The organism is Croceicoccus hydrothermalis (assembly GCF_022378335.1).
Lineage (GTDB): Bacteria > Pseudomonadota > Alphaproteobacteria > Sphingomonadales > Sphingomonadaceae > Croceicoccus > Croceicoccus hydrothermalis.
This window is the reverse complement of the sequence record NZ_JAIQCI010000009.1, coordinates 33141-59529: the sequence shown is the minus strand read 5'-3', so window position 1 is coordinate 59529 and position 26389 is coordinate 33141. Positions and strand designations below refer to the sequence as shown.

At 62.7% G+C, this 26389-nt stretch carries 22 protein-coding genes; 9 read left to right on the top strand and 13 right to left on the bottom strand.

Annotated features, from left to right (window positions below; genetic code table 11):
* Nucleotides 1-100 precede the first annotated feature (100 nt).
* Complete coding sequence (locus K4G67_RS08410; RefSeq protein WP_239805941.1) at nucleotides 101-2146, top strand: M13 family metallopeptidase; 2046 nt, start codon at nucleotides 101-103, stop codon at nucleotides 2144-2146.
* 11 nt (nucleotides 2147-2157) lie between these two features.
* Here K4G67_RS08410 and K4G67_RS08405 read toward each other — a convergent pair whose 3' ends face one another.
* From K4G67_RS08405 to K4G67_RS08380, 6 genes are all read right to left on the bottom strand, one after another.
* Nucleotides 2158-2469 carry a hypothetical protein gene (locus K4G67_RS08405; protein WP_239805940.1) on the bottom strand — a complete coding sequence of 104 codons (312 nt, stop codon included), beginning with the start codon at nucleotides 2467-2469 and terminating at the stop codon, nucleotides 2158-2160.
* Nucleotides 2470-2522: 53 nt separating this feature from the next.
* The gene (gene ribH / locus K4G67_RS08400) at nucleotides 2523-2945 is read right to left on the bottom strand and encodes a 6,7-dimethyl-8-ribityllumazine synthase (protein WP_239805939.1); all 423 of its coding nucleotides are present in this window, start codon (nucleotides 2943-2945) and stop codon (nucleotides 2523-2525) included.
* A gap of 19 nt (nucleotides 2946-2964) precedes the next feature.
* The gene (gene ribB, locus K4G67_RS08395) at nucleotides 2965-4260 is read right to left on the bottom strand and encodes a 3,4-dihydroxy-2-butanone-4-phosphate synthase (RefSeq protein ID WP_239805938.1); all 1296 of its coding nucleotides are present in this window, start codon (nucleotides 4258-4260) and stop codon (nucleotides 2965-2967) included.
* Nucleotides 4261-4496: 236 nt separating this feature from the next.
* Nucleotides 4497-6725: a GGDEF domain-containing phosphodiesterase gene (locus K4G67_RS08390; protein WP_239805937.1), complete on the bottom strand. Its 2229-nt coding sequence runs from the start codon at nucleotides 6723-6725 to the stop codon at nucleotides 4497-4499.
* Nucleotides 6726-6842: 117 nt separating this feature from the next.
* Nucleotides 6843-7481, bottom strand: coding sequence for an OmpA family protein (locus K4G67_RS08385; protein ID WP_239805936.1), 639 nt, complete (start codon nucleotides 7479-7481; stop codon nucleotides 6843-6845).
* 8 nt (nucleotides 7482-7489) lie between these two features.
* On the bottom strand, nucleotides 7490-9397 hold the full coding sequence (locus tag K4G67_RS08380) for a cation:proton antiporter (RefSeq protein ID WP_239805990.1): 1908 nt from the start codon (nucleotides 9395-9397) through the stop codon (nucleotides 7490-7492).
* Between the two features lie 217 nt (nucleotides 9398-9614).
* Between K4G67_RS08380 and K4G67_RS08375 the strand changes: the two genes are divergently transcribed.
* From K4G67_RS08375 to mazG, 7 genes are all read left to right on the top strand, one after another.
* Nucleotides 9615-10487, top strand: a complete 873-nt coding sequence (locus K4G67_RS08375; RefSeq protein ID WP_239805935.1) for a YihY/virulence factor BrkB family protein — start codon at nucleotides 9615-9617, stop codon at nucleotides 10485-10487.
* A 90-nt stretch (nucleotides 10488-10577) separates the two neighbouring features.
* On the top strand, nucleotides 10578-11543 hold the full coding sequence (locus tag K4G67_RS08370; protein WP_239805934.1) for a DNA polymerase III subunit delta': 966 nt from the start codon (nucleotides 10578-10580) through the stop codon (nucleotides 11541-11543).
* 50 nt (nucleotides 11544-11593) lie between these two features.
* Nucleotides 11594-13144, top strand: coding sequence for a methionine--tRNA ligase (gene metG, locus K4G67_RS08365; RefSeq protein ID WP_239805933.1), 1551 nt, complete (start codon nucleotides 11594-11596; stop codon nucleotides 13142-13144).
* Nucleotides 13144-13920 (top strand): TatD family hydrolase, encoded by a 777-nt coding sequence (locus K4G67_RS08360; RefSeq protein ID WP_239805932.1) that lies wholly within the window; start codon nucleotides 13144-13146, stop codon nucleotides 13918-13920. The genes metG and K4G67_RS08360 overlap by 1 nt, the downstream gene beginning before the upstream one ends.
* Nucleotides 13917-14684, top strand: a complete 768-nt coding sequence (locus K4G67_RS08355; RefSeq protein ID WP_239805931.1) for an MBL fold metallo-hydrolase — start codon at nucleotides 13917-13919, stop codon at nucleotides 14682-14684. The genes K4G67_RS08360 and K4G67_RS08355 overlap by 4 nt, the downstream gene beginning before the upstream one ends.
* A complete protein-coding gene (locus tag K4G67_RS08350) occupies nucleotides 14681-14848 on the top strand; it encodes a hypothetical protein (protein ID WP_239805930.1) in 168 nt (55 codons plus the stop codon). The genes K4G67_RS08355 and K4G67_RS08350 overlap by 4 nt, the downstream gene beginning before the upstream one ends.
* Before the next feature lie 95 nt (nucleotides 14849-14943).
* A complete protein-coding gene (gene mazG, locus K4G67_RS08345) occupies nucleotides 14944-15702 on the top strand; it encodes a nucleoside triphosphate pyrophosphohydrolase (protein WP_239805989.1) in 759 nt (252 codons plus the stop codon).
* A gap of 5 nt (nucleotides 15703-15707) precedes the next feature.
* Here the strand turns inward: mazG and hflX are convergent, their stop codons facing one another.
* From hflX to dusB, 7 genes are all read right to left on the bottom strand, one after another.
* Entirely contained in the window at nucleotides 15708-17027 is a 1320-nt protein-coding gene (gene hflX, locus K4G67_RS08340; protein ID WP_239805929.1) for a GTPase HflX, read from the bottom strand.
* Nucleotides 17028-17036: 9 nt separating this feature from the next.
* On the bottom strand, nucleotides 17037-17600 hold the full coding sequence (gene hfq, locus K4G67_RS08335; protein WP_239805928.1) for an RNA chaperone Hfq: 564 nt from the start codon (nucleotides 17598-17600) through the stop codon (nucleotides 17037-17039).
* A 162-nt stretch (nucleotides 17601-17762) separates the two neighbouring features.
* Nucleotides 17763-19145 carry a nitrogen assimilation response regulator NtrX gene (ntrX, locus tag K4G67_RS08330; protein WP_239805927.1) on the bottom strand — a complete coding sequence of 461 codons (1383 nt, stop codon included), beginning with the start codon at nucleotides 19143-19145 and terminating at the stop codon, nucleotides 17763-17765.
* Nucleotides 19146-19195: 50 nt separating this feature from the next.
* The gene (locus K4G67_RS08325; RefSeq protein WP_239805926.1) at nucleotides 19196-21472 is read right to left on the bottom strand and encodes a sensor histidine kinase; all 2277 of its coding nucleotides are present in this window, start codon (nucleotides 21470-21472) and stop codon (nucleotides 19196-19198) included.
* Between the two features lie 43 nt (nucleotides 21473-21515).
* Entirely contained in the window at nucleotides 21516-23006 is a 1491-nt protein-coding gene (locus K4G67_RS08320) for a sigma-54-dependent transcriptional regulator (RefSeq protein ID WP_239805925.1), read from the bottom strand.
* Nucleotides 23003-24118, bottom strand: coding sequence for a two-component system sensor histidine kinase NtrB (locus K4G67_RS08315; RefSeq protein ID WP_239805924.1), 1116 nt, complete (start codon nucleotides 24116-24118; stop codon nucleotides 23003-23005). Before K4G67_RS08315 ends, K4G67_RS08320 begins: the two co-directional genes overlap by 4 nt.
* Nucleotides 24115-25140, bottom strand: coding sequence for a tRNA dihydrouridine synthase DusB (gene dusB, locus K4G67_RS08310; protein ID WP_239805923.1), 1026 nt, complete (start codon nucleotides 25138-25140; stop codon nucleotides 24115-24117). The genes K4G67_RS08315 and dusB overlap by 4 nt, the downstream gene beginning before the upstream one ends.
* 73 nt (nucleotides 25141-25213) lie before the next feature.
* Here dusB and K4G67_RS08305 point away from each other — a divergent pair, with 73 nt between their 5' ends.
* On the top strand, nucleotides 25214-26383 hold the full coding sequence (locus tag K4G67_RS08305; RefSeq protein WP_239805922.1) for a bifunctional 2-C-methyl-D-erythritol 4-phosphate cytidylyltransferase/2-C-methyl-D-erythritol 2,4-cyclodiphosphate synthase: 1170 nt from the start codon (nucleotides 25214-25216) through the stop codon (nucleotides 26381-26383).
* The last annotated feature ends 6 nt before the right edge of the window (nucleotides 26384-26389 follow it).

The following is a 26389-nucleotide window of genomic DNA, read 5'->3' as shown; positions in this document are numbered from 1 at the left end:
TGGGGCGCTCTTCCCTAGAGGTGGAGCGCCCCATTTTTGCCACATATCGTTTTCGGACCCATAATTGCCCTATCGTAACCTCGTTCTGCCTCTGCTTCTGGTGACCGGCTCGGTTGCGGCGGTGACCGCCTGCGCCCCGGACGTGAGCGAGCAGGTTTCCCCGATTCAGGGGACGGGCGTGGGCATCGATATCGAGGCGATCGACAAATCGGTCGATCCGGGCGACGATTTCTTTCTGTATGCCAACGGCAACTGGCTGAACGCGACGCAGATTCCGGCGGATCGGTCCTCGACCGGGTCGTTTCTCATCGCGCAGGAACGGGCCGAGGAACGGCTCCGCATGCTGGTCGAAGAAGTGGCCGGCACGCCGCAGGACGACGATACGCCGGAGGGCATGATCGCCCGCTACTACACCGCTTTCATGGATCAGCGCGCGATCAACCGGCGCGGACTTCGCCCCATGCGCGACGATTTTCGTCGTTATGCCGCGATCGATGACGTCGCGGACCTGTCGCGCGTTCTGGGCCGGCAGATGCGCGCCGATGTCGATCCGCTGAACGCGATGGATTTTCATACCGAAAACCTTTTCGGCCTGTTCGTGACCCGCGCGCTGACCGAAGAAAACGTCGTGCCCTATGTGCTTCAGGGCGGGTTAGGCCTTCCCTCGCGCGATTATTATCTGTCCGACAGCCGCGACATGGTTCGTATCCGCGGCGAATATCGCGACTATATCGCGCGCATGTTCGGCACCGTCGGTGTGAAGGACGGATATGCGCGCGCGGACGATATTATCGCGCTTGAAACCGCGATCGCACGCGCGCATGTACCCCGCGAACAGAGCGAGGATTTTACGCGATCCTCCACGCTATGGTCGCGCGGCGATTTCGAAGAAAAGGCGCCCGGTATCGATTGGGATGCCTTCTTCGGTGCGGCATCGCTCGCCGAGCAGGACCGCTTTGCCGCCTATCACGCGGACGCCATAGCCGGAATTTCCGCGCTGGTCGCGAGCCAGCCGCTCGACGTGTGGAAGGATTGGCTGCGCTTTCACAGGCTCAGCCAGTATGCGAACGTGCTGCCATCGCCGATCGGCCGGGCGCATTTCGATTTCTACGGTCGGGTGCTCGGCGGGCTCGACACGCAGCCGTCGCGCGAAACGCTCGCGATCAAGGCACTTGGCGAAAATTTCGGCGATGCGCTGGGCCGCCTGTATGTGGAGCGCAACTTCTCCGCCAATCAGCGCCGCGATATCGAGATCATGGTCGCACGGGTCAAGCGCGCCTTTGCGCAAAGGGTCGGTGCGCTCGACTGGCTCGACCCCGCGACCCGGCGCGAGGCGTTGAAGAAGGTGAAGGGCATCGAGGTCGGGATCGGCTACCCCGACCGTTACGACCGGTATGACGGGCTGCAACTGACGGGCAAATCGGCCTATGGCATGACTGTCGCGGCGGAGCGGGCGGCCTATCGCCGCGCCTTGGCGAAGATTGGCAAACCGCTCGACCGCAGCGAATGGTGGCTGTCGCCGCACGTGGTCAACGCGCTCAACCTGCCGGTTCAGAATGCATTGAACTTTCCGGCGGGCATATTGCAACGTCCGTTCTACGATCCGGAGGCCGACCCGGCCGCAAATTACGGCGCGATCGGTGCGATCATCGGCCATGAAATCAGCCATAGCTTCGACAATAACGGCGCGGCCTTCGATGCCGACGGCCGCATGCGCAATTGGTGGGGTGCGGCGGACGCGGAGGAGTTTCGCCGCAGGGGGCAGGACCTCGCCGAACAATATTCGCGCTATCGCCCGTTCGCGGATGCGGCGGTCGACGGCCGGCTTACGCTGGGTGAAAATATTGCGGATCTTGCGGGACTTGCCGCCGCATATGATGCGTATCGCGCCTCATTGCGGGGTAAGGAGCCCCCGGTGATCGAGGGATTTACCGGGGATCAGCGGTTCTTCATCGCCTATGCGCAGGCTTGGGCCACGAAAACACGCGACGCCAAATTGCGGGCGCAGCTTGCCACCGATGCCCATGCGCCCGGCCGGTATCGGGCCGCGACCGTGCGCAATCTCGATGCATGGTATCGCGCTTTCGATGTGGAGGAGGGCGACGCGCTCTATCTTCCGCCGGAGGATCGCATCACGATCTGGTGAGCGGCGGGGCCTCAGGCGTCGCCGTTCTCGACCTCTTCGTGTGCCTGTTGTTCGAGCTCCTCGGTGCGCTCGATCTCGCGCTTCTTCTTCGGGTTGAGCAAATATTGCCACACGCCCCAGCCATTAACGAAGAACATCACGACATTCTGCAGCGCGATCGGCGTATTATTGCCGAGCATTCCGGCCCCGATCCACGCCACCGATACGACGGTGAACAGGACAAAGGCCCATCCCGTCACGCGCCGGCCCAGATCGGAGGCGATAAGCGCGGCGGCCGCGATCGTGCCGAGCGCGCCGAACCATTCCAGTATCGTGGTGATCAAGGCGTCATGTCCTTCATGGGATCAATGACGCCTCGTTCGTCGTGCGGTTCCGGTCATCCGGTGAAACGGGTGCGAAGATCGTATAGCGCGACCGCGGCGCGTGCCGCCTCGCCGCCCTTGTCCTTCTGCGCGGGGTCGGCCCGGACGCGTGCCTGTTGGTCGTTTTCGACGGTCAGTATGCCGTTGCCGATCGCGATCCCGTCCATGGTCAGCGCCATGATCGCACGTGCGCTTTCGCCCGCGACGATCTCGAAATGATAGGTTTCGCCGCGGATCACCACGCCGATCGCGACGAAACCATCATAACCGCCGCCCTCGACCGCGAGCGCGATCGCGCCGGGTATCTCAAGGGCGCCCGGAACGGTGAGCACCTCGACCTCGTGCCCCGCCTGTTCGAGCATCTGACGCGCGCCGCTGATCAACAGATCGTTGAATTCGTCGTAGAAGCGCGCTTCGACAATCAGAAATCGTGCCATTGTCTGTGTCCAGTCTGGTTCAGGCGTCAGGGATGGGGCGTTCGCCGACCACGGTCAGGCCGTAACCTTCGAGCGCGACAAGCGAATGATGCGAATTGGTGAGCAGGATCATTTCCTGCACCCCGAGCTCGGTCAGGATCTGTGCTCCGACGCCATAGTCGCGCAATTCGTCCATATCGTCCAACTTGGGCGCGTCGCGCAGCGCCATGCTACGGGACAAAAGATCCGGCGATTTGCGATTGATGACGACGATGACGCCTGCGCCTTCTTCCGCAATGGCCTGCATCGCGCGTTGCAGAATGCCCGCACGCGGGGTGTCATCCGCGAAAACATCGGGGAACAGGTCTAGCGCGTGCATCCGGACCAGCGTCGGGCTGTCCTTGGCAAGATGACCCAGGCAAAGTGCCAGCGTTTCCTCGCCCGTGGCCTTGTTGAAGAACGCCATGGCGGTCCAGTCGCCGCCCCACTGGCTTCGAAACCGGGTTTCGGCCCGCTTCTCGACCAGATGGTCATGTTCGCGGCGATAGGCAATGAGGTCGCGAATCGTGCCGATCTTCAGATTATGCGTGCGGGCGAATTCGACGAGGTCGTCCATTCGCGCCATCGTGCCATCGTCCTTCATGATCTCGCAAATGACGCCCGACGGGTTCAGCCCCGCAAGACGCGCGATATCGACCGCAGCCTCGGTATGGCCCGCGCGCACGAGCACGCCACCGTCACGCGCGATAAGCGGGAAGACGTGGCCGGGCGTGACGATGTCATCCGCGGTTTTGGCGGAATCGATTGCCACGCTGATGGTGCGGGCGCGATCGGCGGCGCTGATCCCGGTGGTGACGCCTTCGCGCGCTTCGATGGAGGTCGTGAACGCCGTTTCGTGGCGTGTGCGATTGTTCCGGCTCATGAGTTCAAGGCCGAGCTGTTCGACGCGCGTCTTGGCGAGAGCGAGGCAGATTAGTCCACGCCCGTGCGACGCCATGAAGTTGATTGCCTGCGGAGTGGCCATTTGCGCAGGAATGACGAGATCGCCTTCGTTCTCGCGATCCTCATCGTCGACGAGTACGAACATCCTACCGTTGCGGGCTTCGTCGATAATTTCTTCCGGGCTTGCAAGAACGGGACGATCGTCGTTCGAATCCAGGAAATTTTCGAGTTTTGCCAGCGTGTCCGAAGTGGGGTTCCAGTTCGCCTCATTGCAATCGCGCAGGGAATTGGCGTGCAATCCGGCCGCTCTTGCAAGCGCGGCGCGCGACATGCTGCCGCTGGAAACGATTTGACGGACACGGTCCTTGACCGATGGAGTTGCTATATTCTGCATGGTCGGCGCAATATCACACTCGAATGTGATTGCAAGCCATAATGCAACACCGCGATGTTATGAGAACGGGGCCCCGCTTACCACAAGGCCCCGTTCAACGATCGGGAATGGCTTTAGAACCAATATTCGCCGAAAAACCATTCCCAAATGCCGCCACCGCGTTCTTGGTAGTCCATAAACACCTCCATTATTTGGACCACTATATTAACCGCAGATTGACAAGAAGAAAAGCGATTTTATCCTACGAGCCGAATATTTTTGCGGGCCATATCAATCAACTCATGCGACGGAAGGGGATATCCATACAGATATCCCTGTCCAACTTTACAATCGTGGGATGCCATGATCGCCTGATCCTCGATCGTTTCGATTCCCTCCGCCACGAAGGACATGTTCGAAAGTCGCGTGGTCTGCGCCAGTGCGATGATGATCATTCGCGCGCGCTCATTCGTTTTCGCCAGCCGCACGAAGCTCTGGTCCAGTTTCACTTCGTCGCAGGGAAGATGGGCGAGCAGGCTCAAATTGGCTTCGCCCGTACCGAAATCGTCCAGGGAAACCTTGAACCCCGCCTCGCGAAGTTCGGTAAGATGGCGTGCGGCCAGTTCGAGATTCTCGATACGCGCGGTTTCTGTGATCTCCAGCATGATCCGGGATGCGGTTCCGCCGCCGACCATCACGTTGTCCTTGATGAATTGAACGAAATTGTCGTCGCACACCAGCGTCGCGGACACGTTGACCGATATGCGAAGGTCGCCTTCGGGAAGGAGGCTCGCCGTTCGTGCGGCCATGCGGAACGTGTGCGCCGTGAGCGGTTTGAGACGTCCGGCCTTTTCGATCTGGGGAATGAATTCGAAAGGGCTGATCTCGCCGCGTTCGGGATGTTTCCACCGGACCAGCGCCTCCGCACCGACGATTTGGCCGTTCTCGATCGACACTTGCGGCTGATACACCAGATAGATGTGGCCGTTCACGATCGCATGATCGAGCGAGGTGTGAAGCGAAAGCCGCCAGTTGACGTCCGAATCCTTCCTCTCGCTGACCAAGGCGATATGGGACACGCGGGTGGACGCGAGTTCCGCCGCGACCAGCGTCGCGCTGATTGCCTGTTGCGCGCTGTCGATCGGGACATCCTGTATCCCGAAGGAACAGCTAAAATCGAAAGTACGATTTTCGACGTGGATCGGCGCCCCGGTCAGCCCGACGAGATCCGCCATCCGCCCACGCGGGTCTCGCGTGTCGTCCAGCCATGCGAAATTGCCCGCGCCGTCGGAAAAGATTTCGCGAAAGCTGTCAGCCGCCAGCCGTTCGGCGATCTGCTGCATGAATTCACCATGCAATTCAGGATCGAGACTGCTCAGCACTTCCTCGAACCGGTTGACACGGGCGACGATCACCATGCCATCCTCGCGTTCGAGTTTTTCGGCAAGCGCGCCGAAATTTCGAAGACCTGAAAGATGATCGGTCCTGGCCGCCTGCGTCTTGAGCAGGCCGGCGATGCGCAGGATCGCGAACAGAAGCAGGAACACGACAGCCGCCCCCGCCTCCACGATCCGGTTGAGATGAAGCCCGGTAAACGGAATGACGAGACACGCCGCAACCGCAACGCCGTAAAGCGTGCGGCGGATCGCGGGCGGGTAATACACCGCGGCAAACACGATCGCGACGATGATGGCGAGCGCGAAGAGCCATCCCACCGCGACCGGCGGACCTTGCAGGAGGCTTTCCGCCGCGAAAAAGGCGAGCTGTATGCGCGGAACCATGTCGCCCGGGATCGCGACGACGCCCTGATCGAGAACAGAACCCGACGATGCCGAGCCTACGAGTACGCGTTTTCCCGTCAGCGGTAGATTGCCGCTGTCCAAAACGCGTGCCGGATAGATGGTGATTTCCGAATTGGCGTAGCGATAATCGATGAAATAGTAGTTTTTCAGATCGACAAAACCGGCGGCGGCCGCCGGGAAACTTGGCATTTTGCGATTGCCGACATCGAACGACGTCAGCGATTCCCACGCAAAGCCGAGCGCCGTCGCATGATAACGATCGACCGTGGCAACCGCGCCATCCAGCAGCGAGGAGCGTGACAGGCTCGGCAGGCCGCGCGAACTGCCGACCCCGTCGATCCATCCGATCGCCACGGGAACATCCGTCGCGTCGATCGCCGCGCCCAGTTCGGCAATCCCGCGATCGTCGGCTGAATAATTCCCCTGAAGATAAATGCCTTTGGGCCTGTACCGCGACAATTGCCGGATGACCTCGGCCTGCCGCTGCGCAATGCTAAGCGTGGAGTCGGCCGTCTGATCGACGTCGACGATGACGGTCTGACCCGAAACGGGCTTGTCCTCCAGCCGGTAGAGCGCGATCCAGATCATCTCCTCGATCGGATCGGCCGCACCGACGAGTGCAAGCAACCCGGCCGCAACAGCGGCCGCGGCCAGCTGATACACACGGGACAGCGATGCTGTCATGGGTCAGATCTCGCTCGCAGGGCTATGCATCTTGGAAACGGGTATCACAGTTTTGTTTAACAACATCGCAACCCGCTCTACGGCATACGCCATCGAACGCAGAATTCGCCATTTCGATCAGTCGGTCAAATTCGAACTTCCGGACGAACCGGCGCTGTCCTCGCCCGCTTCATCCGCATCCGTATCTTGCTCGTCGCCGTTTTCCGGAACATCGATGTGGATGTCCACACGCCGGTTTCGCGCGCGATTGCTCTCGTTCGCCGTGCCATCGAGATTGGCGTTGGGTGCCAGCGGACGCATTTCGCCCAAAGCGATGATCTCGATCCGGTCCGCGTCGATGCCATTGTCTTCCAGCATGGCGGCGACGGCCTCTGCGCGTTGGCGCGAGGCGCGCAGGTTGGCCTCGTCATATCCGGCCGAATCGGTATGACCACGCAGAATTATCGCGCCGCCCGCCTTCATCTGCGCCGTGCCCAGAAGCTCCTCGACTTTCTCGCGCGCCGAGTCGGACAGCCGCGTGCCGCCTTCGCCGAAGGATATCGTCGCATCGAGCGGTTCGAGCGCCGGTTCCTCAATCACGTCTTCGGAAAAATCGCTGCGCAGGATGGATGCCGGGCTGGAATTGGGATCGGGAAGGCCGGTGTCCATCGTCACGGAAGGGGCGGGTGCCGGCGTTTCGGTATCGGGGTCGTTGCATGCCCCGACCATGGCGAACGCGCCCATTGCGAGGACGGTTGCGATCGGCTTGGATGTCATTCGCATTTTCATGTCGCTTCCCCCAGCGGGCCTTCCTGACCTCCGGCCTGGTTCGCCCCGGTCTCGGCCTCGGCCTTTGCCTGTTTCTTTGCCCGTTTCTCTTTCTTGGCCTGCACCTTCTCGGTCACCGGATCCTCAGGCGGAGAGTAGGATATGACGGTGTCGCCCGCAGCAGGAGTGGGGCGGGTGGCGTGGGTGAAGAACCGGATCCCGCCGCCCTTGCGCACCAGTAGAAGGAAATCGGCGTCGGCCGGAAGAGCGGCCTGCGCCTCCTCGAAACCGAAGCGTTCGGACAGGCGCGTCTTGCGAAATTCCCAGCCCTGCTGCTGCCGCCGATATATTTCGTCCATGTCGACGCCCGATTCGAACAGGCTGCGGCCGCGGATCGACGGGGGCAGGGCGCGGGGGTCGTCATGCGCGCCCGCCTCGCCCAGCTGATACACCGCATCGCGGCCGATTTCAGGCGCGAACTCGTTACAGACGAGCGCGTTATACGCTTCGTTTTCCGTCGCGGCGACGAGCACGCCGAACCGCGAAAGGTCGAGCGAATGTTCCGTCGATTCGGCGAGGATTTCGCCGTGATACGTCTGCACTCCCTGTTGCCGCGCCTTGGAAAGACGCCACCAACTCGTATCGGCGATAAGCACGGGCACCTCGATATCCGACATTTCCTTCGCAAGCGCGATCGACCACGGCGTTGCGCCGACCATCAGAATGCCCGGCGTCGTGGAGCCGGTGACCTTCAGCCAACGGGATACGATGCCGACCGTAAAGCCATGCGCCACGATCGTCGCCACGACGACGGCGAAGGACAGGCTGATGAGGATGGACCCGTCGCCATAGCCGAGGTCGGAAAGCCGCAGGGCGAACAGGCCCGAAATCGCGACCGCGACAATGCCGCGCGGTGCGATCCAGGCAAGGAACAGCCGCTCGTTCCAGGGAACCTTGGAGAAGGCGAGGCTGAGAAGGATGGTCGCCGGCCGCACGAGGAACAGGATCGCCAGCAGGAACAGCACGAACCGCCATTCCAGCAAGGCCAGCGATTCCCGTTCGAGCGAAGCGGACAGCAGGACGAAAATGCCCGATACCATGATGACCGCGATGTTCTGCTTGAACGGGTGGATGTCGCGCAGCGAATCCACCTTCATGTTGGCAAGCGCGATGCCCATAATGGTCACGGCAACGAGGCCGGTTTCCTGCTGTATCGTGTTGGAGGCGACGAACAGCGCGACCACGACCACGAGCAGGACCGGTGCCTTCAGATATTCCGGCACCATGCCGCGGGGGAAACTCCACGCGATGGCCCAGGCCGCGGCATAGCCGAGCACGGCAGCGGCGATCGCGGCGAATACGAGTTGGGGAACCACGTCGAATATGGTCGCGCCATTGGCCGATGCGCGGAAATACTCATAGGCGATCACCGCGCACATCGCGCCGAAGGGATCGTTCACGATCGCCTCCCATTTTAGGATCGCGGCCGGTCTTTGCGCCACGCTCGACTGTCGCAGGAGCGGCAGGACGACCGTTGGCCCGGTCACCACCAGAATGCCGGCGAACAGGATCGATACCGGCCAGACCAGCCCGGCGATGTAATAGCAGGCGAGCGACCCTGCGAACCATGCGATCGGCACGCCCAGAACGACGAGCCGCCAGACCGCGCCGCCCGTTTTCTTCAATTCCTTGAAATTGAGGCTCAAGCCGCCTTCGAACAGGATGAGCGCAACGCCGATGGCAACGGCCGGCTCCAGCAATTCGCCAAAGGCGTGATGCGGGTCCATGATGCCGAAAACCGGGCCGACAGCGAACCCGGCGACCATCATCAGCACGATGGCAGGCCAGCCGGTTCGCCACGCGACCCACTGCGCCCCGATACCCAGGACACCGACGAGGGCGATTACGAGAGCTTGTTCTTCCATGTAGATCCGTTGCTGCCACAGCGGCAGGGCATGGGCAAACGAAAGCTGCGCAATGCGCCCGGATTTCGCCCGGGCAAGACGGTGCGCATGGAACCGCGAGCCCGGCGTGGGGGTTAGGCTGTTGACGACGGGCGCGATGGCGATTGCCGCCCGGTGCTGCAACGTGCAGCATCGGACGATCGCCCGATACCGAATATGTACGAGACAGGGGACGGCCATGCCGACAGCATCTTCACCATATGATCTGCCCCGCGGCGGATGGATTGCCGCGGCGAAACAGGCCTGGGCGCGCGGCGGCGACGATAACATTAGCCTGATCGCGGCGGGCGTCGCGTTCTATGGATTTCTCGCGATGGTTCCGCTCATGGCGGCGACGGTGCTGACCTACGGGCTGATCGCCGACCCGCAAAGCGTCGCGGCGCAGATGCAGTCACTCGCACAGGATCTGCCCGGAAGCGCGGCCGAGCTTGTGCAGGATCAGCTTTCCGCGGTGGTCGAAAGCTCGTCCTCGAAAAAGGGGCTAGGGTTGATTCTTGCCTTGCTGGTTGCATTGTTCAGTGCGCGCAAGGGCGCAGGTGCGCTCATCATCGCGCTCAATATCGCATATGAATGCAAGGAAGGTCGCGGGTTTATCGCGAAGAACCTGACGGCCATCGCCGTGACGGTCGGCGGTGCGCTGATCGCGCTTCTTTCGGTCGGCGCGATCGCGGCGCTGGGCTTTCTCGACGGATTGCTTGCTGCCGCGCCGGCGGTCTTTGCGCCTTTGGGCAAGATCCTGGCCTATATCGTGCTGGCGGCCGCGATCACCGGCGGGGCCGCGCTCCTGTTCCGCTATGGCCCGGCTTGCGAGACGGCGGCGTTAAAATGGCTGACCCCCGGCTCGGTGCTGGCCGCAGTGGGTATCGTGATCGCGACCTTGCTTTTCGGCTATTACGTATCGAACTTCGGAAATTACAACGCGACCTATGGTTCGCTGGGCGCGGTGATCGTGCTGCTGACCTGGATGTGGGCGTCGGCCTATATCCTCCTGCTGGGTGCGGAAATGAACGCCGCTTTGATCGCGAGCAATGCCACCGCCCCCGAATTGTGAGCAAACCGCCCACCGCCGATTGCCGGGGGCGCACAATCGTTATAGCAATGCGCGCGCCGTGATTGCCCGCTCCTTCCCTCGCCCCTGTCGATGACAACGCTTGTCGGACACGAAACGCCGTGGCGCCAATGGCGTGCCGCAGTGGCGGACGAACGGCTCCACCATGCATGGCTGCTCACCGGCATGGCGGGTATCGGCAAGGCGCAGTTCGCGGTCCATGCCGCCGCCGCTCTGGTAGAGGTGGACGGCACGCCGCAGCCACCTGCGACATCGCATCCCGATATCCTCATCCTGACCCGCCCACCGGCCAGCAAGGATGACGAGAAAAAGATGGAGGAGGGCAAGCCCTTCGCCACGAAGCGCAGCATCAATGTGGAACAGGTGCGCGCGATGCAGCGGCGGTTGAACACGCGGCCGACACTCGGTCCAAGGCGCGCGATCATCATCGATTCTATCGATGATCTCGAAAAATCGGCGGTGAACGCGCTCCTCAAAAGCCTGGAGGAGCCGCCTGCGGGTACGGTATTCCTGCTCGTATCGCATCGGCCGGGCGGGCTTCTGCCGACGGTGCGTTCGCGGTGCCGGATCCTACGGTTCACTGCGCTCGACAATGCGCAGATGCATCAGGTGGTGGGCGATGCGGCACCCGATGTGTCGCCCGACATTCGCGAGGCCGCGATTGCCGCGGCGCATGGTTCGCCCGGCGCGGCGCTTGGCTTCATCGCGAAGGATATGGCGCCAATCCGTCACGAGCTGATCGGGATCGCCGCGCATGGCGATACGGATTTCGCGCGGCGCGGCGCCCTTGCCAAGGCGATCGGAACGAGGCCCGACCGCGACCGGCTCGTGGCGAGTGTGGATCTTGCCCGCACGATCTGCGCTGCGCGAATGCACGATGCGACGAGGGGCGAACAGGCGCGGCTCATCACGGCGCATGCGGCGTTGACGCGGCTGGGCGCCGAAATCCCCTATGCCAATTTCGACCCCGGACTGACCGTGGTGGAAATCGGCGGGTTGCTGGCGGATATTGCGATGCCTAAAGGGGAGGGCAACTGATCGCCGCAACTCGTGGCACTTCGCATATGCATGAAAGAGACGCGCCACCCATGGCCGAGCCGTATTACATCACCACCGCCATCCATTATCCCAATGGCAAGCCGCATATCGGCCACGCGTATGAAACCATCGCCGCCGATGTCGCGGCCCGGTTTCAGCGGTTGCGCGGGCGGGAGGTGCGGTTTCAGACCGGCACCGACGAACACGGTCTGAAAATGATGCAGAAGGCACGCGATCTCGACGTGACCCCGCGCGCGTTGAGCGACGAAATGTCCTCCCATTTCAAGCATTTGTTCGACATGCTTGATATCAGCTATGACCGTTTCATCCGCACGACCGAGGATGCGCATCACGCCGCTAGCCAGGCGCTGTGGTCCGCCATGGCCGCGCGCGGCGACCTGTATCGCGATCGTTACGAGGGTTGGTATTCGATCCGCGACGAAGCGTATTACGACGAAAGCGAGCTGAGCGACGGGGAGGGGGGCGAGAAGCTTTCGCCGCAGGGAACGCCTGTCGAATGGACGGTGGAGGAAAGCTGGTTCTTCCGTCTTTCGAAATATCAGCAGCCTTTGCTCGACCTGTACCGCCAAAACCCCGATTTCATCCGCCCCGAAAGCCGCCGCAACGAGGTCATGCGCTTTGTCGAAGGCGGGCTGCGCGACCTCTCCGTATCGCGCAGCAGCTTCGACTGGGGCGTGAAGGTGCCGGGAAGCGAAGACCATGTCATGTATGTCTGGGTCGATGCGCTGACCAACTATCTGACAGGGTTGGGCTATCCGGATACGAATGGCGATTTTGCGCGGTTCTGGCCTGCAGACGTGCATCTCATCGGCAAGGATATCGTGCGTTTTCATGCCGTTTACTGGCCGGCTTTCCTGTTGAGTGCGAACCTGCCGGCGCCGCGGCAGGTGTTCGGCCATGGCTTTCTGCTCAACCGTGGGCAGAAGGAATCGAAATCGCTCGGCAATGTGACCGATCCGGTCGGGCTGGTCGAAACCTATGGCGCGGACGTGCTGCGCTATTTCCTCATGCGGGAAATCGCGTTCGGGCAGGATGGAAGCTATTCCGCAGAGGCGATCGTAACACGCGCAAACGCGGAACTCGCCAACAGCTTCGGCAATCTGGCGCAGCGTGTCTCCTCCTTCATCGCGAAGAATTGCGACGGCGGTTTCGACGTCGATGGCGAGGCGCAGGACGCCGATCGAGCGCTGGCCGCGAAAGTCCGCGAAGCCTGCCTGCGCGAACTGCCCGCGCATTTCGAGGCGCTGGCCTTTTCGCAAGGGATCGAGGCATGGATGCAGGCGGTTTTCGCCTGTAACCAATATGTCGACGAGCAGGCGCCGTGGACCTTGCGGAAGACCGATCCGGTGCGGATGCGCCGCGTGCTCGCCACGCTTGTCGGGTGCATCCGCGACCTTGCCATCGCGATACAGCCGGTCGTGCCGGGTTCCGCCGCCCGTATTCTCGACATCGTGGCCACGCCGGACGACGCACGCGATTTCGCCGCGATGGAAGGCGCGCCATTGCTCTGCGAAACGGTCGAGATCGTCGATCCGAAGCCGATCTTTCCCCGACTGCAACTGGGGGAAGGGGAGGCGTGATGCTGATCGATTCGCACTGCCATCTCAACTACGAAGGTTTGATCGAACGTCAGGGCGAAGTCCTCGACGCCGCGCGGGCGCGGGGTGTTCGCGGGTTCTTGAACATTTCGACCCGGCAATCCGAATGGCACGCGGTCGTCGCCACGGCACAGCGCGAAGATGACGTATGGGCGAGCGTGGGCATACATCCGCACGAAGCGGACAAGCATCGCGACCTTGGCCGCACCGCGCTGTGGAAGGCGAGCGAGCATCCGCGTGTCATCGGCATCGGCGAAACCGGCCTCGATTATTATTACGACAAATCCGACCGCGAGGCGCAGCGCGAATTGTTCGCCATGCATATCGGCGTTGCGCGCGATACCGGCCTGCCCATTATCATCCATACGCGCGATGCGGAGGACGACACGCTTTCCATCCTGCGCAACGAGATGGGGAAGGGGGCATTTCCCGCTCTCATCCATTGCTTCACCGCGTCGCGCGAATTTGGCGAAGCGGTGCTCGACCTGGGGCTCACGATTTCCATTTCCGGAATCGTGACATTCAAGAATGCAAAGGATTTGCAGGCTGTCGCCCGCGATATTCCGGACGATCGCCTGCTGGTCGAAACGGATTCGCCGTTTCTCGCGCCCGTTCCCCATCGCGGAAAGACATGCGAGCCGGCCTTTGTCGGCGACACGCTGGCGTTTCTCGCCGATCTGCGCGGCGTGTCCGAGGATGTTCTCGCCGCGCAGACCGGACGTAATTTTTTCGCCCTGTTTCGAAAGGCGCAGGCATGAAACTGATCATTCTCGGTTCCGGCACATCGACCGGCGTGCCGCGCATCGGGAACGATTGGGGCGTGTGCGATCCCGACAATCCGCGCAACCGGCGATCGCGAGTGTCAATCGTGATCGAATCCGACGATGGCGCGCGTGTCCTTATCGATACATCCCCGGATCTGCGCAATCAGCTTCTCGCCAATGACATCGATGGGATCGATGCGGTATTCTGGACGCATGACCACGCCGACCATTGTCACGGAATCGACGATCTTCGCGCGCTGCGCTACGGACGGGCGGGTCCGATACCGGCCTACGCTGCGGAGGAAACGGTGCGGCGTCTTCGTCAGCGGTTCGGATATGTGTTCGCCGGACAGCACGGCTATCCCACCATATGCCAGATTGAAACGCTGGACCGGCTTCGCCTCGTTCACGGCATGCGGCTTGGGTGGACTGTAATGCCTCACGGGCCCGCCAAAAGTACAGCATATCGTTTCGATAGCGGCGATAAATCAATCGGTTATGCGACGGATTTCAGTGAAATTCGAACCGAAATGGTGACGCTTTTTCGCGATGTCGACCTGTTGGTCGTGGATTGCCTGCGCCGCGATCCGCATCCGACGCACGCGCATCTTGGCATGGCGCTCGACCTTGCGGAACGATGTGGCGCGCGGCGTGTCATCCTCACGCATCTGGACAAGAGCATGGATTACGATGCCTTGACCGCGGAAACGCCAGACCATGTCGAACCGGCGTTCGACGGGCTGACGGTGACATTGTGACGCCGCTTGCGATCGTGTCTGTGGTGAGCCTGCTCGGCTGGCTCGTTCTGGCGTTGAGTGCGCTGAAATCGCATCAGGTGCCGAGGGCCAAGCTGCTGCGAATGGCATTGCTTTGGGTCGGGCTCTTCGCGCTGGCGGCGTTCGCGTTTGGCGGCATGCGGTAAAAGAACAACTTCTATTTAACATAATACATATTATCGGTTTGAAGGAATAGGTATTGCAGAACGCCGCCTCGGCACTTCTCGATCTGTTGACGGTCATGGCTCGACTGCGCGATCCGGACACCGGCTGCACATGGGATATCGCGCAAGATTTTGCGAGCATCGCCCCCTATACCATTGAGGAAGCTTACGAAGTCGCCGATGCGATCGCGCGCCGCGATACGGACGACCTTCGCGACGAACTCGGCGATCTGCTGCTGCAGGTCGTATTCCATGCGCGCATCGCCGAAGAAGCGCATCTGTTCGACTTCGCACAGATCGCGGACGGCATCGCCGCCAAGTTGCGGCGGCGTCACCCCCACATTTTCGCCGACGACACTGCGGAAGGAAGCGGCCACGGCAATCGCAACTGGGAAACGGTAAAGGCCGAGGAACGTGCGGCGAAGTCACAGACAGGTGCGCTCGATGGTGTGGCGCTTGGTCTGCCGGCGCTTTTGCGGGCCCAAAAGTTGCAGAAACGTGCCGCCCGGGTCGGCTTCGACTGGCCCGACGATCGCGGCGCCGCGGCCAAACTGGCCGAGGAAATTCAGGAATTCGATGCCGCGCAAACCGATGCGGAGCGTGTGGAGGAAGCCGGCGATTTGCTATTTTCGGCCGTGAACCTTTTGCGCAAACGCGGCATCGACGCCGAAGAGGCCCTGCGTGCCGCCAACGGTAAGTTCGAGCGGCGCTTTACCGACATGGAGCGACGCGCCGCCCGCGATGGCCACACCTTCGCCACGCTCGATCTCGACGCGCAGGAGCAGCTTTGGCAAGCGGCAAAGCGCGACGAGAAGGATAAAAAAATCGCTAACTAAACGCTCTAAAGGCTTGAAAACCGGCCGTGTTCTATTGGGCCAAGACGTACCTTCATCGCGGTTTGCGGGCCGTCCTCTCCTTCACCCGCCGCCGTCTCGGATAGAACCTCGCCATGCGCATGAAGCCAGGCGATCCTCTGCCCGTCCTTGGTCGGCAAGAGAAACTCGTAAACGCGCGCATCCTGTGTAAGCCGTTCCGCGACCGCCCGTTCAAGCCTGTCGACACCCTCCCCGGTCAGCGCCGAAATCGGCACGATGGTCATTTCGTCCTCGCGCTCGGCAATTTCGGTGAGTTGCGCCTGCCGTTCGGGTGAAAGCCTGTCCCACTTGTTCCAGGCTTCGATGACCGGAATTTGCAGGCCATCCCCCTCCTGCGTATTGATGTCGAGATCGTGGAGGATCTGTTCGACCTGTTGCTTCTGCTCCTCGGCGGCGTCGCTCGACATGTCGCGGACGTGTACGATGACATCGGCCCCCGTCACCTCCTCCAGCGTGGCGCGGAATGCGGCCACAAGCTGCGTCGGGAGGTCGGAGATGAAGCCGACCGTGTCCGACAGGATGATCTTTTCCACCGCGGGCAGCGACACGGCCCGCATCGTCGGGTCGAGCGTCGCGAAAAGCAGATCCTCCGCCATGACGGAAGCACCGGTCATGCGATTGAAAAGCGTCGATTTCCCAGCATTGGTATAGCCGACAAGCGCCACCACGGGCCAGGGGGCCCTTCCCCGCCGCGCGCGATGAAGCGCCCGCGTCCGACGCACCTGTTCGAGATCGCGGCGCAGCCGGCCCATGCGGTCGCGGATCATCCGGCGGTCGGCCTCGATCTGCGTTTCGCCCGGCCCGCCGAGGAACCCATAACCGCCGCGCTGCCGCTCGAGGTGGGTCCAGCTGCGCACGAGCCGACCGGCCTGGTAGTCGAGATGGGCGAGCTCCACCTGAAGACGCCCTTCGGCCGTCGCCGCGCGTTCGCCGAAAATTTCGAGAATGAGCCCAGTCCGGTCGATGACCTTGCGCTTGAGTTTTTCTTCGAGATTGCGCTGCTGAATCGCGGACAAGGCCCCGTCGACAATGACGAGCTCGGCCTCCTCCATCGTGCAGGCCGTGTCGATCCGCTCGATCTGGCCGGCGCCGAAAAGCGTGGCGGGGCGCACCTCGCGGATGGGGATCACGAAACTGTCGACCACCTCGATCCCGATGGCGAGCGCCAACCCCCGCCCCTCTTCGAGCCGGGCCTCCGGATCGGCGATATGCGCGGTGCGGATGTCGGGCATGACCACGACGGCGCGGGCGCCGCGGGTCACTTCGCCGGTAATATCGTCGCTCAAGATACAGGCCTAACCATCGTCGCCATCGTCGTCCCAGTCGCCGCTCAGATCCACGTGGCTGACCGGCTGCACCGTCGATACCGCATGTTTGTAGGCCAGCTGCACATAGCCTTCGCGTTCGAGCAGCATGCAGAACAGATCATAGGCCGCGATCCGCCCCTGCAACATGACGCCATTGATCAGGAACATGGTCACGTGAACCCCCGCCTCGCGCACGGAGGTCAGGAAAACGTCCTGCAACTGGCGTTTGCCGCGGCTGACGTCGTCCATTTCGAACTGTTCGGCGTCCATCGGCACGGTGGGCATGATGGTGGAAATGGCATGCTTGTACACAAGCTGCGACTGCCCATCGCGGCGCAGCAGGATCGAGAAATTGTCGAACCAGGTTACGATCCCCTGAAGCTTCACGCCCTTGACCAGGAACATGGTCACCGGCGTCTTGCCGCGGCGAAGCTGGTTCAGGAAAAGATCCTGAAGGTTCTGGCCGCCCTTTCCGGTGCTTTTTCTCGCGGGCTTGGGCGGCGCCGGGGGCGCGGGTGGCGGTGTCTTGATGCTCAATGTCTTGCCGGCCATCGTTTTTTCCCTTTTCTTGGCGTGCAGGATGGCTCCTGCCGCAGTCTGGCCGGATGGTACCGGCCGAATCATCGTGCGTGGCAAAGACGCGAATCCCTTCACGCTGCGCCGCGCCGATTTTATTTGGCCAAAGCCCCGAAGCGCAAGTGGTTCCCCGAAACGCTATTCCTGATCCTCGCGCCGCTCGTTGATGCCGAGCGTCTTGAGCTTGCGGTGAAGCGCGGAGCGTTCCATCCCGATGAAGCTTGCCGTGCGGGAAATATTGCCCGAAAAGCGCCGGATCTGGATCTTGAGATATTCCCGTTCGAACTGTTCGCGCGCCTCGCGTAGCGGAATGCCCATCATCACGGTCAATCCGGCGCTGTCATCGCCATTGTCGCTGGTCAATTCGGCGGGGAGCATGTCGGCCTCCACCCGCGTGAATTTTTCGCGCGGGGTCAGGATCACCGTGCGTTCGATCACATTGCGCAATTGCCGGACGTTTCCGGGCCAGTCGTAGCTTTGCAGCACCGCCATCGCGTCGTCGCTGACCTCCGGCGGGGTCAGGCCTTGCTGATTGGCGTAGCGGGTGAAGAAATGCGTGACGAGCACGGGAATGTCCCGCCGCCGTTCGGCAAGCCCCGGCACCGCGACGGGCACGACGTTCAGGCGATAGTAGAGATCCTCGCGGAACCGCCGTTCGGCGATCGCCTGTTCCAGATCGGTCGAGGTGGAGGATGCGACGCGCACATCGACGCGCAATTGCCGGTTGCCGCCCACGCGCACGAAGGATTGATCGGTTAGCACGCGCAGGATTCGCGCCTGCGAGGATTCGGGCATGTCCGCCACCTCGTCGAGGTAGAGCGTGCCCCCGTCCGCCGTTTCGAGCAGCCCCGTGCGCACGAGCCGCCCGTTCGATTCCTCGCCGAAAAGCTCCTGCTCGAACCGTTCGGGGGTGATGCGGGCGGAATTGACGGTGACGAACGGCTTGTCCGCGCGATTGCTCCATTGATGCAACAGGCGCGCGGCGACTTCCTTGCCGGCGCCCGCGGGGCCGGTGATGAGCACGCGGCTGCCAGTATTGGCGACGCGCTTCAACGTGGCGCGCACATTGTTGATCGCGCTGCTGTGTCCGTTGAATTCGGCAAAACCTGCCTCGTCATCCTGTTTCAGCCGAATGTTCTCGCGGCGCAGGCTTTCAGTTTCGGTCGCGCGAGCCACCATGAGGAGGAGCCGTTCCGATTCGAAGGGCTTTTCGATGAAATCGACCGCCCCGCGCGATACCGCGGCAACGGCGGTTTCAATATTGCCGTGCCCGGAAAAGATGATGACCGGGAGGTCCGGTTCGCGCGCCTTGATCGCGTCAAGCACCTCAAGCCCGTCCATCGGCGAACCGTGGAGCCACACGTCAAGCAGGACCAGCGAGGGCCGGCGTTCGTCGATCGCGGCGAGCGCGGCGCGGCTGTCGCCCGCGGTGCGGCATTCGTAACCTTCGTCCGAAAGCACGCCCGCGACCAATTCGCGAATATCGCGTTCGTCGTCGACGATGAGAATATCGAGAGCCATTCAGCGTCCTTGCATGTCTTCAATTGCGGCTTGCACCGTTCGCCCCCGTTTCATTCGGTTTCGTCCCGTTCGTCCGTTGTCGCGGCACCGGTCAGCGGTTGGCGCGCAAAACGAAGCCGGACCCGCGTGCCCCCTTGCGGCCCGGCCTCGAAGGCGATGTTTCCCCCGTGTTCGCCAACGATCTTCTGCACGATGGCGAGACCGAGACCCGTGCCCTTCTCCCGCGTCGTCATGTAAGGCTCGATGATATTGCCGCTGTCCTGCGGAAGGCCGACGCCATTGTCGGCCACGATCACCGTCACCCCTGCATCGTCGGCGGCGATCGACACCTCTATCGAACCGCGATAGTCCGAGCTATCTTCCCGACGTGTTTCAACGGCTTCCGCTGCGTTCTTAAGAACATTCGTCATGGCCTGGCCGACCTGATGGCGGTCGCATTCGATGACCGTATCGCCATCGCTCGCGATATAGCGATAGGCTATTTCGGGATGCGCCACTTCCTGAAGGAAGAGCGATTGCCGGATCAGCTCGTTGATATCCTCGTTCCGGAAATTCGGCTTGGGCATGCGGGCGAAGGAGGAAAACTCGTCCACCATCTTGCGCAAATCGCCGACCTGCCGGATGATCGTCGCCATCAGCTCGTCGAACAATTCGGTATCCTGCTCCACCTGCCGCCGGAACCGGCGGCCGAGCCGCTCGGTCGCAAGCTGTATCGGGGTGAGCGGGTTCTTAATCTCGTGCGCGATCCGGCGGGCCACGTCCGACCATGCCGCGCGCCTCTGGTCGAGCAATTGCCGCGTGATATCCTCGAAGGTGAGGACGTGGCCATGTTGCGTTTCGGCAAGCTTTACAGCGAAGGTGCGCGTATCGCCGCCGCGCGGATATTGGACAATGCCCCCGCCCCGCCCCTGCGCCACCAGCGCATGCAATTGCGGTGCGATGTCGAGGAGCGATTGCCCGATGGCGGAGGTTTCGTCCTGGCTGCCGAGCATCGTCTGCGCCGACCCGTTGATGAGCAGGATGCGCCCGTCGCGATCGACCGACACGATGCCCGCCGTCGCGGAATCGAGCACGGCTTCCGTAAACGCGCGCCGCTCGTCGAGCTGTGCATTGGCGCCGATCAGCGCATGGGTCTGTTGCTCGATCTGCTCCGTCATGCGGTTGAAGGCGCGGTTGAGCTGACCGATCTCGTCGCTTCCCGTGCGGCCTGCGACCCGCATCGCGAAATTGCCGGCACCGACGGTGCGCGTCGCGGCAAGTAGTTCGGCAAGAGGCGCAACCTGCCGATCCGCAAAGCGCAGTGCGAACCACACGGCCAACCCGACCAGCATCAGCGATACGATGAGCAGCGCCATGTTGAACTGCAATTGGAGAAGGCGCGCGCGGCCCGTAATCTGATCATAGTTTTCGAGCACGCTCTGCGCCCGCTGCCACTGCATCAGCGAACGGGCATCGGAATCGCGGGCGGTATAAAGATAGATCCCCGCACTGAGATCGAGGGGCGTCACCGCCTCAAGCCGCTCCGCCGTGGAACTGACCACGACGGTTTCGCCCGCGATCAGGCGTTCGAACACCTCCGGATCGATGGCGCCGGGGTCGGTCGATTCGTCGGGGTCGACGATGGCCGCGGTGCGCACCACGCCGTCCTCCCCCCGTTCCAGAATGGCGGATTTGTCGAGTTCGCGTAGGATGACCTGCCGCGTGAATGCCTCCGCGAATTCAGGATTGGTGAGCGAAACCTGCGACAGGTAGAACCGGATATCGTCGGCCATCGCGACGCTCTTGTCGCCGACATCGCGAAAGTTTTCCTCATAATATCCGCGCGCCAGCTGGTTCGCATCCTCCAGCATGCCGCGCGACCGTTCCGAAAACCAGAACTCGACCCCCGATTGAAACAGCACGGAGGCGAACACCACGACGAGCAGGGTCGGAACCGCCGCCAGAAGCGAGAAGAAGAACACGAGCCGCACGTGCAGCTGTCCGGTGCTGCCCATCTGCCGCAATGCCCGGCGCAGCGCGAGCCGCCGCCCCATCAGAACGAGCAGCCCCATGCCCGGCACCAGCGTCGCGACCAGCAGCGTCGTCGTCGTCACCGTTGGCAGCAATTCGCCGGGCGTGTCGCTCCCGTCGAGGGTGGACCAACCGCTCACCACCACGGCGATCAATGCCACCAGCGCCGCGATTTCGAGCAGGGCGAACCCGTTCGCCCGGTGCCAGGAAAGCGCGATCTGACGCCGCCCGCGTGCCCAGAAGGACGTCCCCTGCGGCACGGCCCTGCCGATTTCGGGCTGTGTATCGTCGGGAATTATGTCGGGCGTGGCATCCATCGTGGCCGGGATACAACACTGCTGTGGCTGAATGGCAAGTGACTTATGGTTGCAAAATTTGCCGGGAAGATGTGCCGGGCGCACCCCGCCCCGACAGCGCGTCGACATCGATGCCAAGCTCGTTCACCCGCTTGCGCAGCGTGTTGCGATTGATGCCGAGCATTTCCGCGGCGCGCAGCTGATTTCCGCCCGTCGTGCGCAAGGCGTGTTCGAACAACGGCTTTTCGAATGCAGCCAGCGCCGAGGCGTAGATGTCGCCACTGGCCGGTTCATGCGCCGCCATCCAGCGGCCCAGCGCCCCCTCGAAACCGTTTTCGCTTGTGTCGGTCACATCTTGCGGCGGCGGTATGGGTGCAGGGCCGCCCGCTTCGTTGAGCAAGGCGCTAACGGCGTCGACATCGATCGTCTCTTCGCGCGAGAACAGGACCAGGCGATAGATGAAATTCTTCAATTCACGAACGTTGCCGCGCCAGTATTGTTGCGAAAGGAGGGTCGCGGCGGCATCGGAAAGGCGGTGCCGCGCAAGCCCGTCCTGCGCCGCACGATTGAGGAAATGCGTGGCGAGCGCAGCCACGTCGGAGCCTCGCTCGCGCAGGGGCGGCAGCTTCATCGGCACCACGTTCAGGCGATAGAACAGATCCTCCCGGAATTTTCCCGCCTGGATCAGCGGGCCGAGATCGCGATTGGTGGCGGCGATGATCCGCGCGTCGATCGCCACCTCCTCGCGCCCGCCGACGCGCAGGATCGTGCCCGATTGGAGCGCACGCAACAGGCGTGTCTGTGCCTGCATCGGCATGTCGCCGATCTCATCGAGGAAAAGCGTTCCGCCGCGCGCCTGCTCGAACTTGCCGGCATGGCGGGCCACCGCCCCTGTAAAGGCGCCCTTCTCATGGCCGAACAGCTCGGATTCGATAAGCTCTGCCGGGATGGCGGCGGTGTTGACCGCGACGAACGGGTTGCCGCGCCGCGAGCCGAGCTGATGGATGGTTTCGGCCACGACCTCCTTGCCCGTACCCGATTCGCCGAGGATCAGGACCGTGAGGTCGTTTCGCAACACGCGGGTAATCATGCGGAACACGGCCTGCATCGGCGGCGACCGTCCGATGAGCGGCAATTGCGTCGCATCGTTGTCGGTTGCGGCATTCTGCGCGGTATCGCCGGACGCACTGGCCCGTTCGCCGATCGCCTGCAGCGCGGCACGCACCAGATCGTCGAGGTCGAAGGGTTTGGGAAAATATTCGAACGCACCCGTATCCGTCGCGCGCACCGCGGTATCGAGCGTGTTCTGTGCCGAAAGGATGATGACCGGCATGTCGGGATCGCGGGCGCGAACATCGGCGAGCGTCGCAATACCGTCGCCATCTTTCAACATCACGTCTGTCAGCAGGATCGCGAAACGCCCGTTGCGCAGCGCTTCGTCGCGGGCGGCAATCGTCTCGCATCGCATGACGCGCAATCCTTCGGCCTCCAGCGCGGCGGAAATGACGATGGCGATGGAATTGTCATCCTCGACCAAAAGAACCGGATCGGTCATGGCGTTGTTCTTTCGGGCTGTTCCGACGGGACGTGCGAAAGCGTCCCCGCAACGGGCAGGTGGATCCGAAAATGCGTCAATCCGCGGGCCTCGTCCCTGTCATGCGTGATGCGCCCGTGCATGTCCCGGACCATCTTGCGAACCAGCGCCAGGCCGAGCCCCTGCCCATGCTGTTTCGCACTGACGAAAGGTTCAAAGATGTGGGCGCGCAGGGCCGGATCGATCCGGGGGCCGTTGTTGCTGACTCGGATTTCGATGGGCAGGCGGATCGGCGCGTCGCCGCCTTTCGGGTGAAGCTTGATCCCGCTGGCGAATTTCGTGCGCAGCATGATGACCGGTTCCTTTTCCCCCCGCGATGCATCGGCGGCGTTGCTCATGAGGTTGAGCAGGATCTGCACCAGCGCATTGACGCTCGCCATCACTTCGGGAAGCGAGGGGTCGTAATCCTCAACGATGCGGATATCGGGCTCCGACATTTCCAGCACGGCGCGCGCACGCCGCACGGCAAGATGCAGGTTGATGGGTTCGGACGGGTCTGAACTCTTGCGGCTAAGCGATTGCATCTGATCGATAAGTGCGGCGATGCGGTCGACCTCGCTCGCGATGAGGCCGGTAAGCTCGCGCCCTTCCTCGCCCAGCCTTCGGGCGATGAGCTGCGCCGCGCCGCGAATACCGGCGAGCGGGTTCTTGATCTCATGCGCGAGGATTTCGGGCGCGCGCAGCATGCTGTCGTCCGCATCCGGCCCCGCCGCCCCTTCGAGCGCCTCAACCTCGACCGGGCGGGTAAGCGTGAGAACGCGCCAGCCCTCCCAACCGAACACCGGGGCGAGCGAGACATGCACCGGCCCGGTCACGTGTCCGCCGACCGTTACGCTCACGTCGCGTGCGTTCACCCGCACTTCGCTGTCAGCCATCATTTCGATAAGGCGCGGTTCGGCAAACGTGATCGCATCCGACAGGGCCCGCCCGACGAGCCGCCCCTCGCCCTGCCCCAAAAGGATTTCGCCCGCCGTGTTGACCCGGTGAATGGTCAGGTCGGATCGCAGGAGAATGACCGCATGCGGAAGGCTGGCGAGGATCCGGTCCGCATCGGGATCGGGCGCGTGGCTCACGCCGCTTCTTGGGAAAGTTCGTCGTCGAACTTCGGTTCGTAAAAGGCGCGCAGGGCGGCCATGACTGCATCCGGATCATCGATGAAATTCACGCGATTGCGAAATTCGGCGGAACCTTGGAGACCTTTCGTATACCAACCCAGATGCTTGCGCGCCATCTTGACGCCCGTGTCGCTCCCATAATGGTCGAGCATGCTTTGATAATGCTCTGAAATGAGGGCGAATTGTTCGGGCAGGGTCGGATCGGGACGCACGTCGCGCCCGGCAAGCCAGTCCATGATCTGACCCAGCAGCCACGGCTTGCCATAGGCGCCACGCCCGACCATCACGCCATCGGCGCCGCTTTGCGAGAGCGCCATGGCGGCCTCCTCGATGCCATTGATGTCGCCATTGGCAATCACGGGGATCGTGACCGCGTCCTTGACCTTGCGGATGAAGGCCCAGTCGGCGCTACCCTTGTACATCTGATTGCGGGTACGGCCGTGCACGGTGATCATCTTCGCGCCGAGATCCTGCGCGATGCGCGCCAGTTCGGGGGCGTTGAGCGCACCATGGTCCCAGCCCATCCGCATCTTCACCGTCACCGGAACGTCCACCGCCTTCACCGTCGCCTCGATCAGCGATGCGGCCAGCGGCACATCCCGCATCAGCGCGGAACCCGCATCGCCGTTCACGACCTTCTTGACGGGGCAGCCCATGTTGATGTCGATGATGGCGGCGCCGCGATCCGCGTTCAGCTTCGCCGCCTCCGCCATTTCGGCAGGATTGCATCCGGCGAGCTGAAGCGAAACCGGTTCCTCGACCGGGGCCCAGGCGGCCTTTTGCAACGATTGCCGCGTTTCGCGGATCATCGCCGGGCTCGCGATCATTTCCGTCACGTTCAGCCCCGAACCGAAGCGCCGCACCAGCGTGCGAAACGGGCGGTCGGTCACGCCGGTCATCGGCGCCAGGATCACCGGTTCCGCAATCGTGACGGGCCCGATGGCTATGGGGGCGAGCTTGGGGGGCTGTGGATGTGTCATGAAAAGTGCCTATTATTTAAGCACGGCGCATAGTCGATTGCCGCCAGCGCGGCAAGGTTGTAGCGCGCCTGCCATGCGCAGCGAAGAACAGCGAACATATGCCGCCGTCATCGTCGCCGGCGGGACCGGAACGCGAGCGGGCCTTCCAGTGGCGAAGCAATATGCGGCCATGGGCGGGACGACGATGCTCGGCCTTGCCGTCACGCGGATGCGGGCGGCGAGCGCCGATCCGATCGTCGTCGTCATCCCCGAGGGCGAGGAACCGACCGCGCGCGTCGCGATCGGTGCGTGCGACGGCCTGCTTTTCGCCACTGGCGGGCGCACGCGGCAGGAGTCGGTGCGTGCCGGTCTCGAATTGCTGTGCGAGCTTGCGCCGCGTTGGGTGCTCATCCACGATGCGGCCCGCCCCGATCTGCCGGGCGAAGTCGTGACGCGGCTTCTTGGAGCGCTCGACGATGCGGCGGGGGCCATTCCGGTGCTGCCCGTGGCGGACAGCATGATCAGCACCGAGGGCGACATGCGCGGCGCCATGCTCGACCGCGAATCCCTGCGCCGGGTGCAGACGCCTCAGGCCTTTCATTTTGATGCAATCCTTGCCGCGCACCGGCGCTGGACCGGCGGGGCGGTTGCGGGCGACGATGCGGAGGTGCTGGCGCAGGCAGGCGGCCGCGTCGCGCTGGTCGCCGGAGATCCGCGCCTGCGCAAGCTGACCTGGCGTGAAGATTTTACAGAGGCGAACATGAACCGACCGGCCGATGCCGCACCCGCCTTTCGCATGGGAAGCGGATATGACGTGCACAGGCTGGTTCCGGGCGACGGCATCTGGCTATGCGGGGTGCATGTGCGCCATGATCGCGCACTGTCCGGGCACAGCGATGCCGATGTCGCGCTCCACGCGCTCACCGATGCGATTCTGGGCGCGGCGGCGGCCGGTGATATCGGACAGCATTTTCCGCCCACGGACCCGCAATGGCGCGGCGCCGCCTCGCACCGGTTCCTGACCCACGCGGTCGGGCTGGCGCGGGAATGTGGCTATCGCCTTGCGAATGCGGATGTGACCATTATCTGCGAACGACCGAAGATCGGGCCCCACTGCGATGCGATGCGCGCCCGCCTTGCCGAGCTTGTCGGCGTGGAGATCGGTGTCATATCGGTGAAGGCCACGACGACCGAACGGCTGGGTTTCACAGGGCGCGGCGAAGGTATCGCGGCACAGGCCAGCGTTCTTGTGACGCGCTGCTGAAAGGAC

Excerpts from the sequence above, each read along its gene's own strand:
- ribH (WP_239805939.1), bottom strand. The coding sequence starts at position 2,945 with ATGGCACGATTTCTGATTGTCGAAGCGCGCTTCTACGACGAATTCAAC.
- ribB (WP_239805938.1), bottom strand. The coding sequence starts at position 4,260 with ATGCAGAATATAGCAACTCCATCGGTCAAGGACCGTGTCCGTCAAATC.
- K4G67_RS08390 (WP_239805937.1), bottom strand. The coding sequence starts at position 6,725 with ATGACAGCATCGCTGTCCCGTGTGTATCAGCTGGCCGCGGCCGCTGTT.
- K4G67_RS08385 (WP_239805936.1), bottom strand. The coding sequence starts at position 7,481 with ATGACATCCAAGCCGATCGCAACCGTCCTCGCAATGGGCGCGTTCGCC.
- K4G67_RS08380 (WP_239805990.1), bottom strand. The coding sequence starts at position 9,397 with ATGGAAGAACAAGCTCTCGTAATCGCCCTCGTCGGTGTCCTGGGTATC.
- K4G67_RS08375 (WP_239805935.1), top strand. The coding sequence starts at position 9,615 with ATGCCGACAGCATCTTCACCATATGATCTGCCCCGCGGCGGATGGATT.
- K4G67_RS08370 (WP_239805934.1), top strand. The coding sequence starts at position 10,578 with ATGACAACGCTTGTCGGACACGAAACGCCGTGGCGCCAATGGCGTGCC.
- metG (WP_239805933.1), top strand. The coding sequence starts at position 11,594 with ATGGCCGAGCCGTATTACATCACCACCGCCATCCATTATCCCAATGGC.
- K4G67_RS08360 (WP_239805932.1), top strand. The coding sequence starts at position 13,144 with ATGCTGATCGATTCGCACTGCCATCTCAACTACGAAGGTTTGATCGAA.
- K4G67_RS08355 (WP_239805931.1), top strand. The coding sequence starts at position 13,917 with ATGAAACTGATCATTCTCGGTTCCGGCACATCGACCGGCGTGCCGCGC.
- mazG (WP_239805989.1), top strand. The coding sequence starts at position 14,944 with ATGGCTCGACTGCGCGATCCGGACACCGGCTGCACATGGGATATCGCG.
- hfq (WP_239805928.1), bottom strand. The coding sequence starts at position 17,600 with ATGGCCGGCAAGACATTGAGCATCAAGACACCGCCACCCGCGCCCCCG.
- ntrX (WP_239805927.1), bottom strand. The coding sequence starts at position 19,145 with ATGGCTCTCGATATTCTCATCGTCGACGACGAACGCGATATTCGCGAA.
- K4G67_RS08325 (WP_239805926.1), bottom strand. The coding sequence starts at position 21,472 with ATGGATGCCACGCCCGACATAATTCCCGACGATACACAGCCCGAAATC.
- K4G67_RS08320 (WP_239805925.1), bottom strand. The coding sequence starts at position 23,006 with ATGACCGATCCGGTTCTTTTGGTCGAGGATGACAATTCCATCGCCATC.
- dusB (WP_239805923.1), bottom strand. The coding sequence starts at position 25,140 with ATGACACATCCACAGCCCCCCAAGCTCGCCCCCATAGCCATCGGGCCC.
- K4G67_RS08305 (WP_239805922.1), top strand. The coding sequence starts at position 25,214 with ATGCGCAGCGAAGAACAGCGAACATATGCCGCCGTCATCGTCGCCGGC.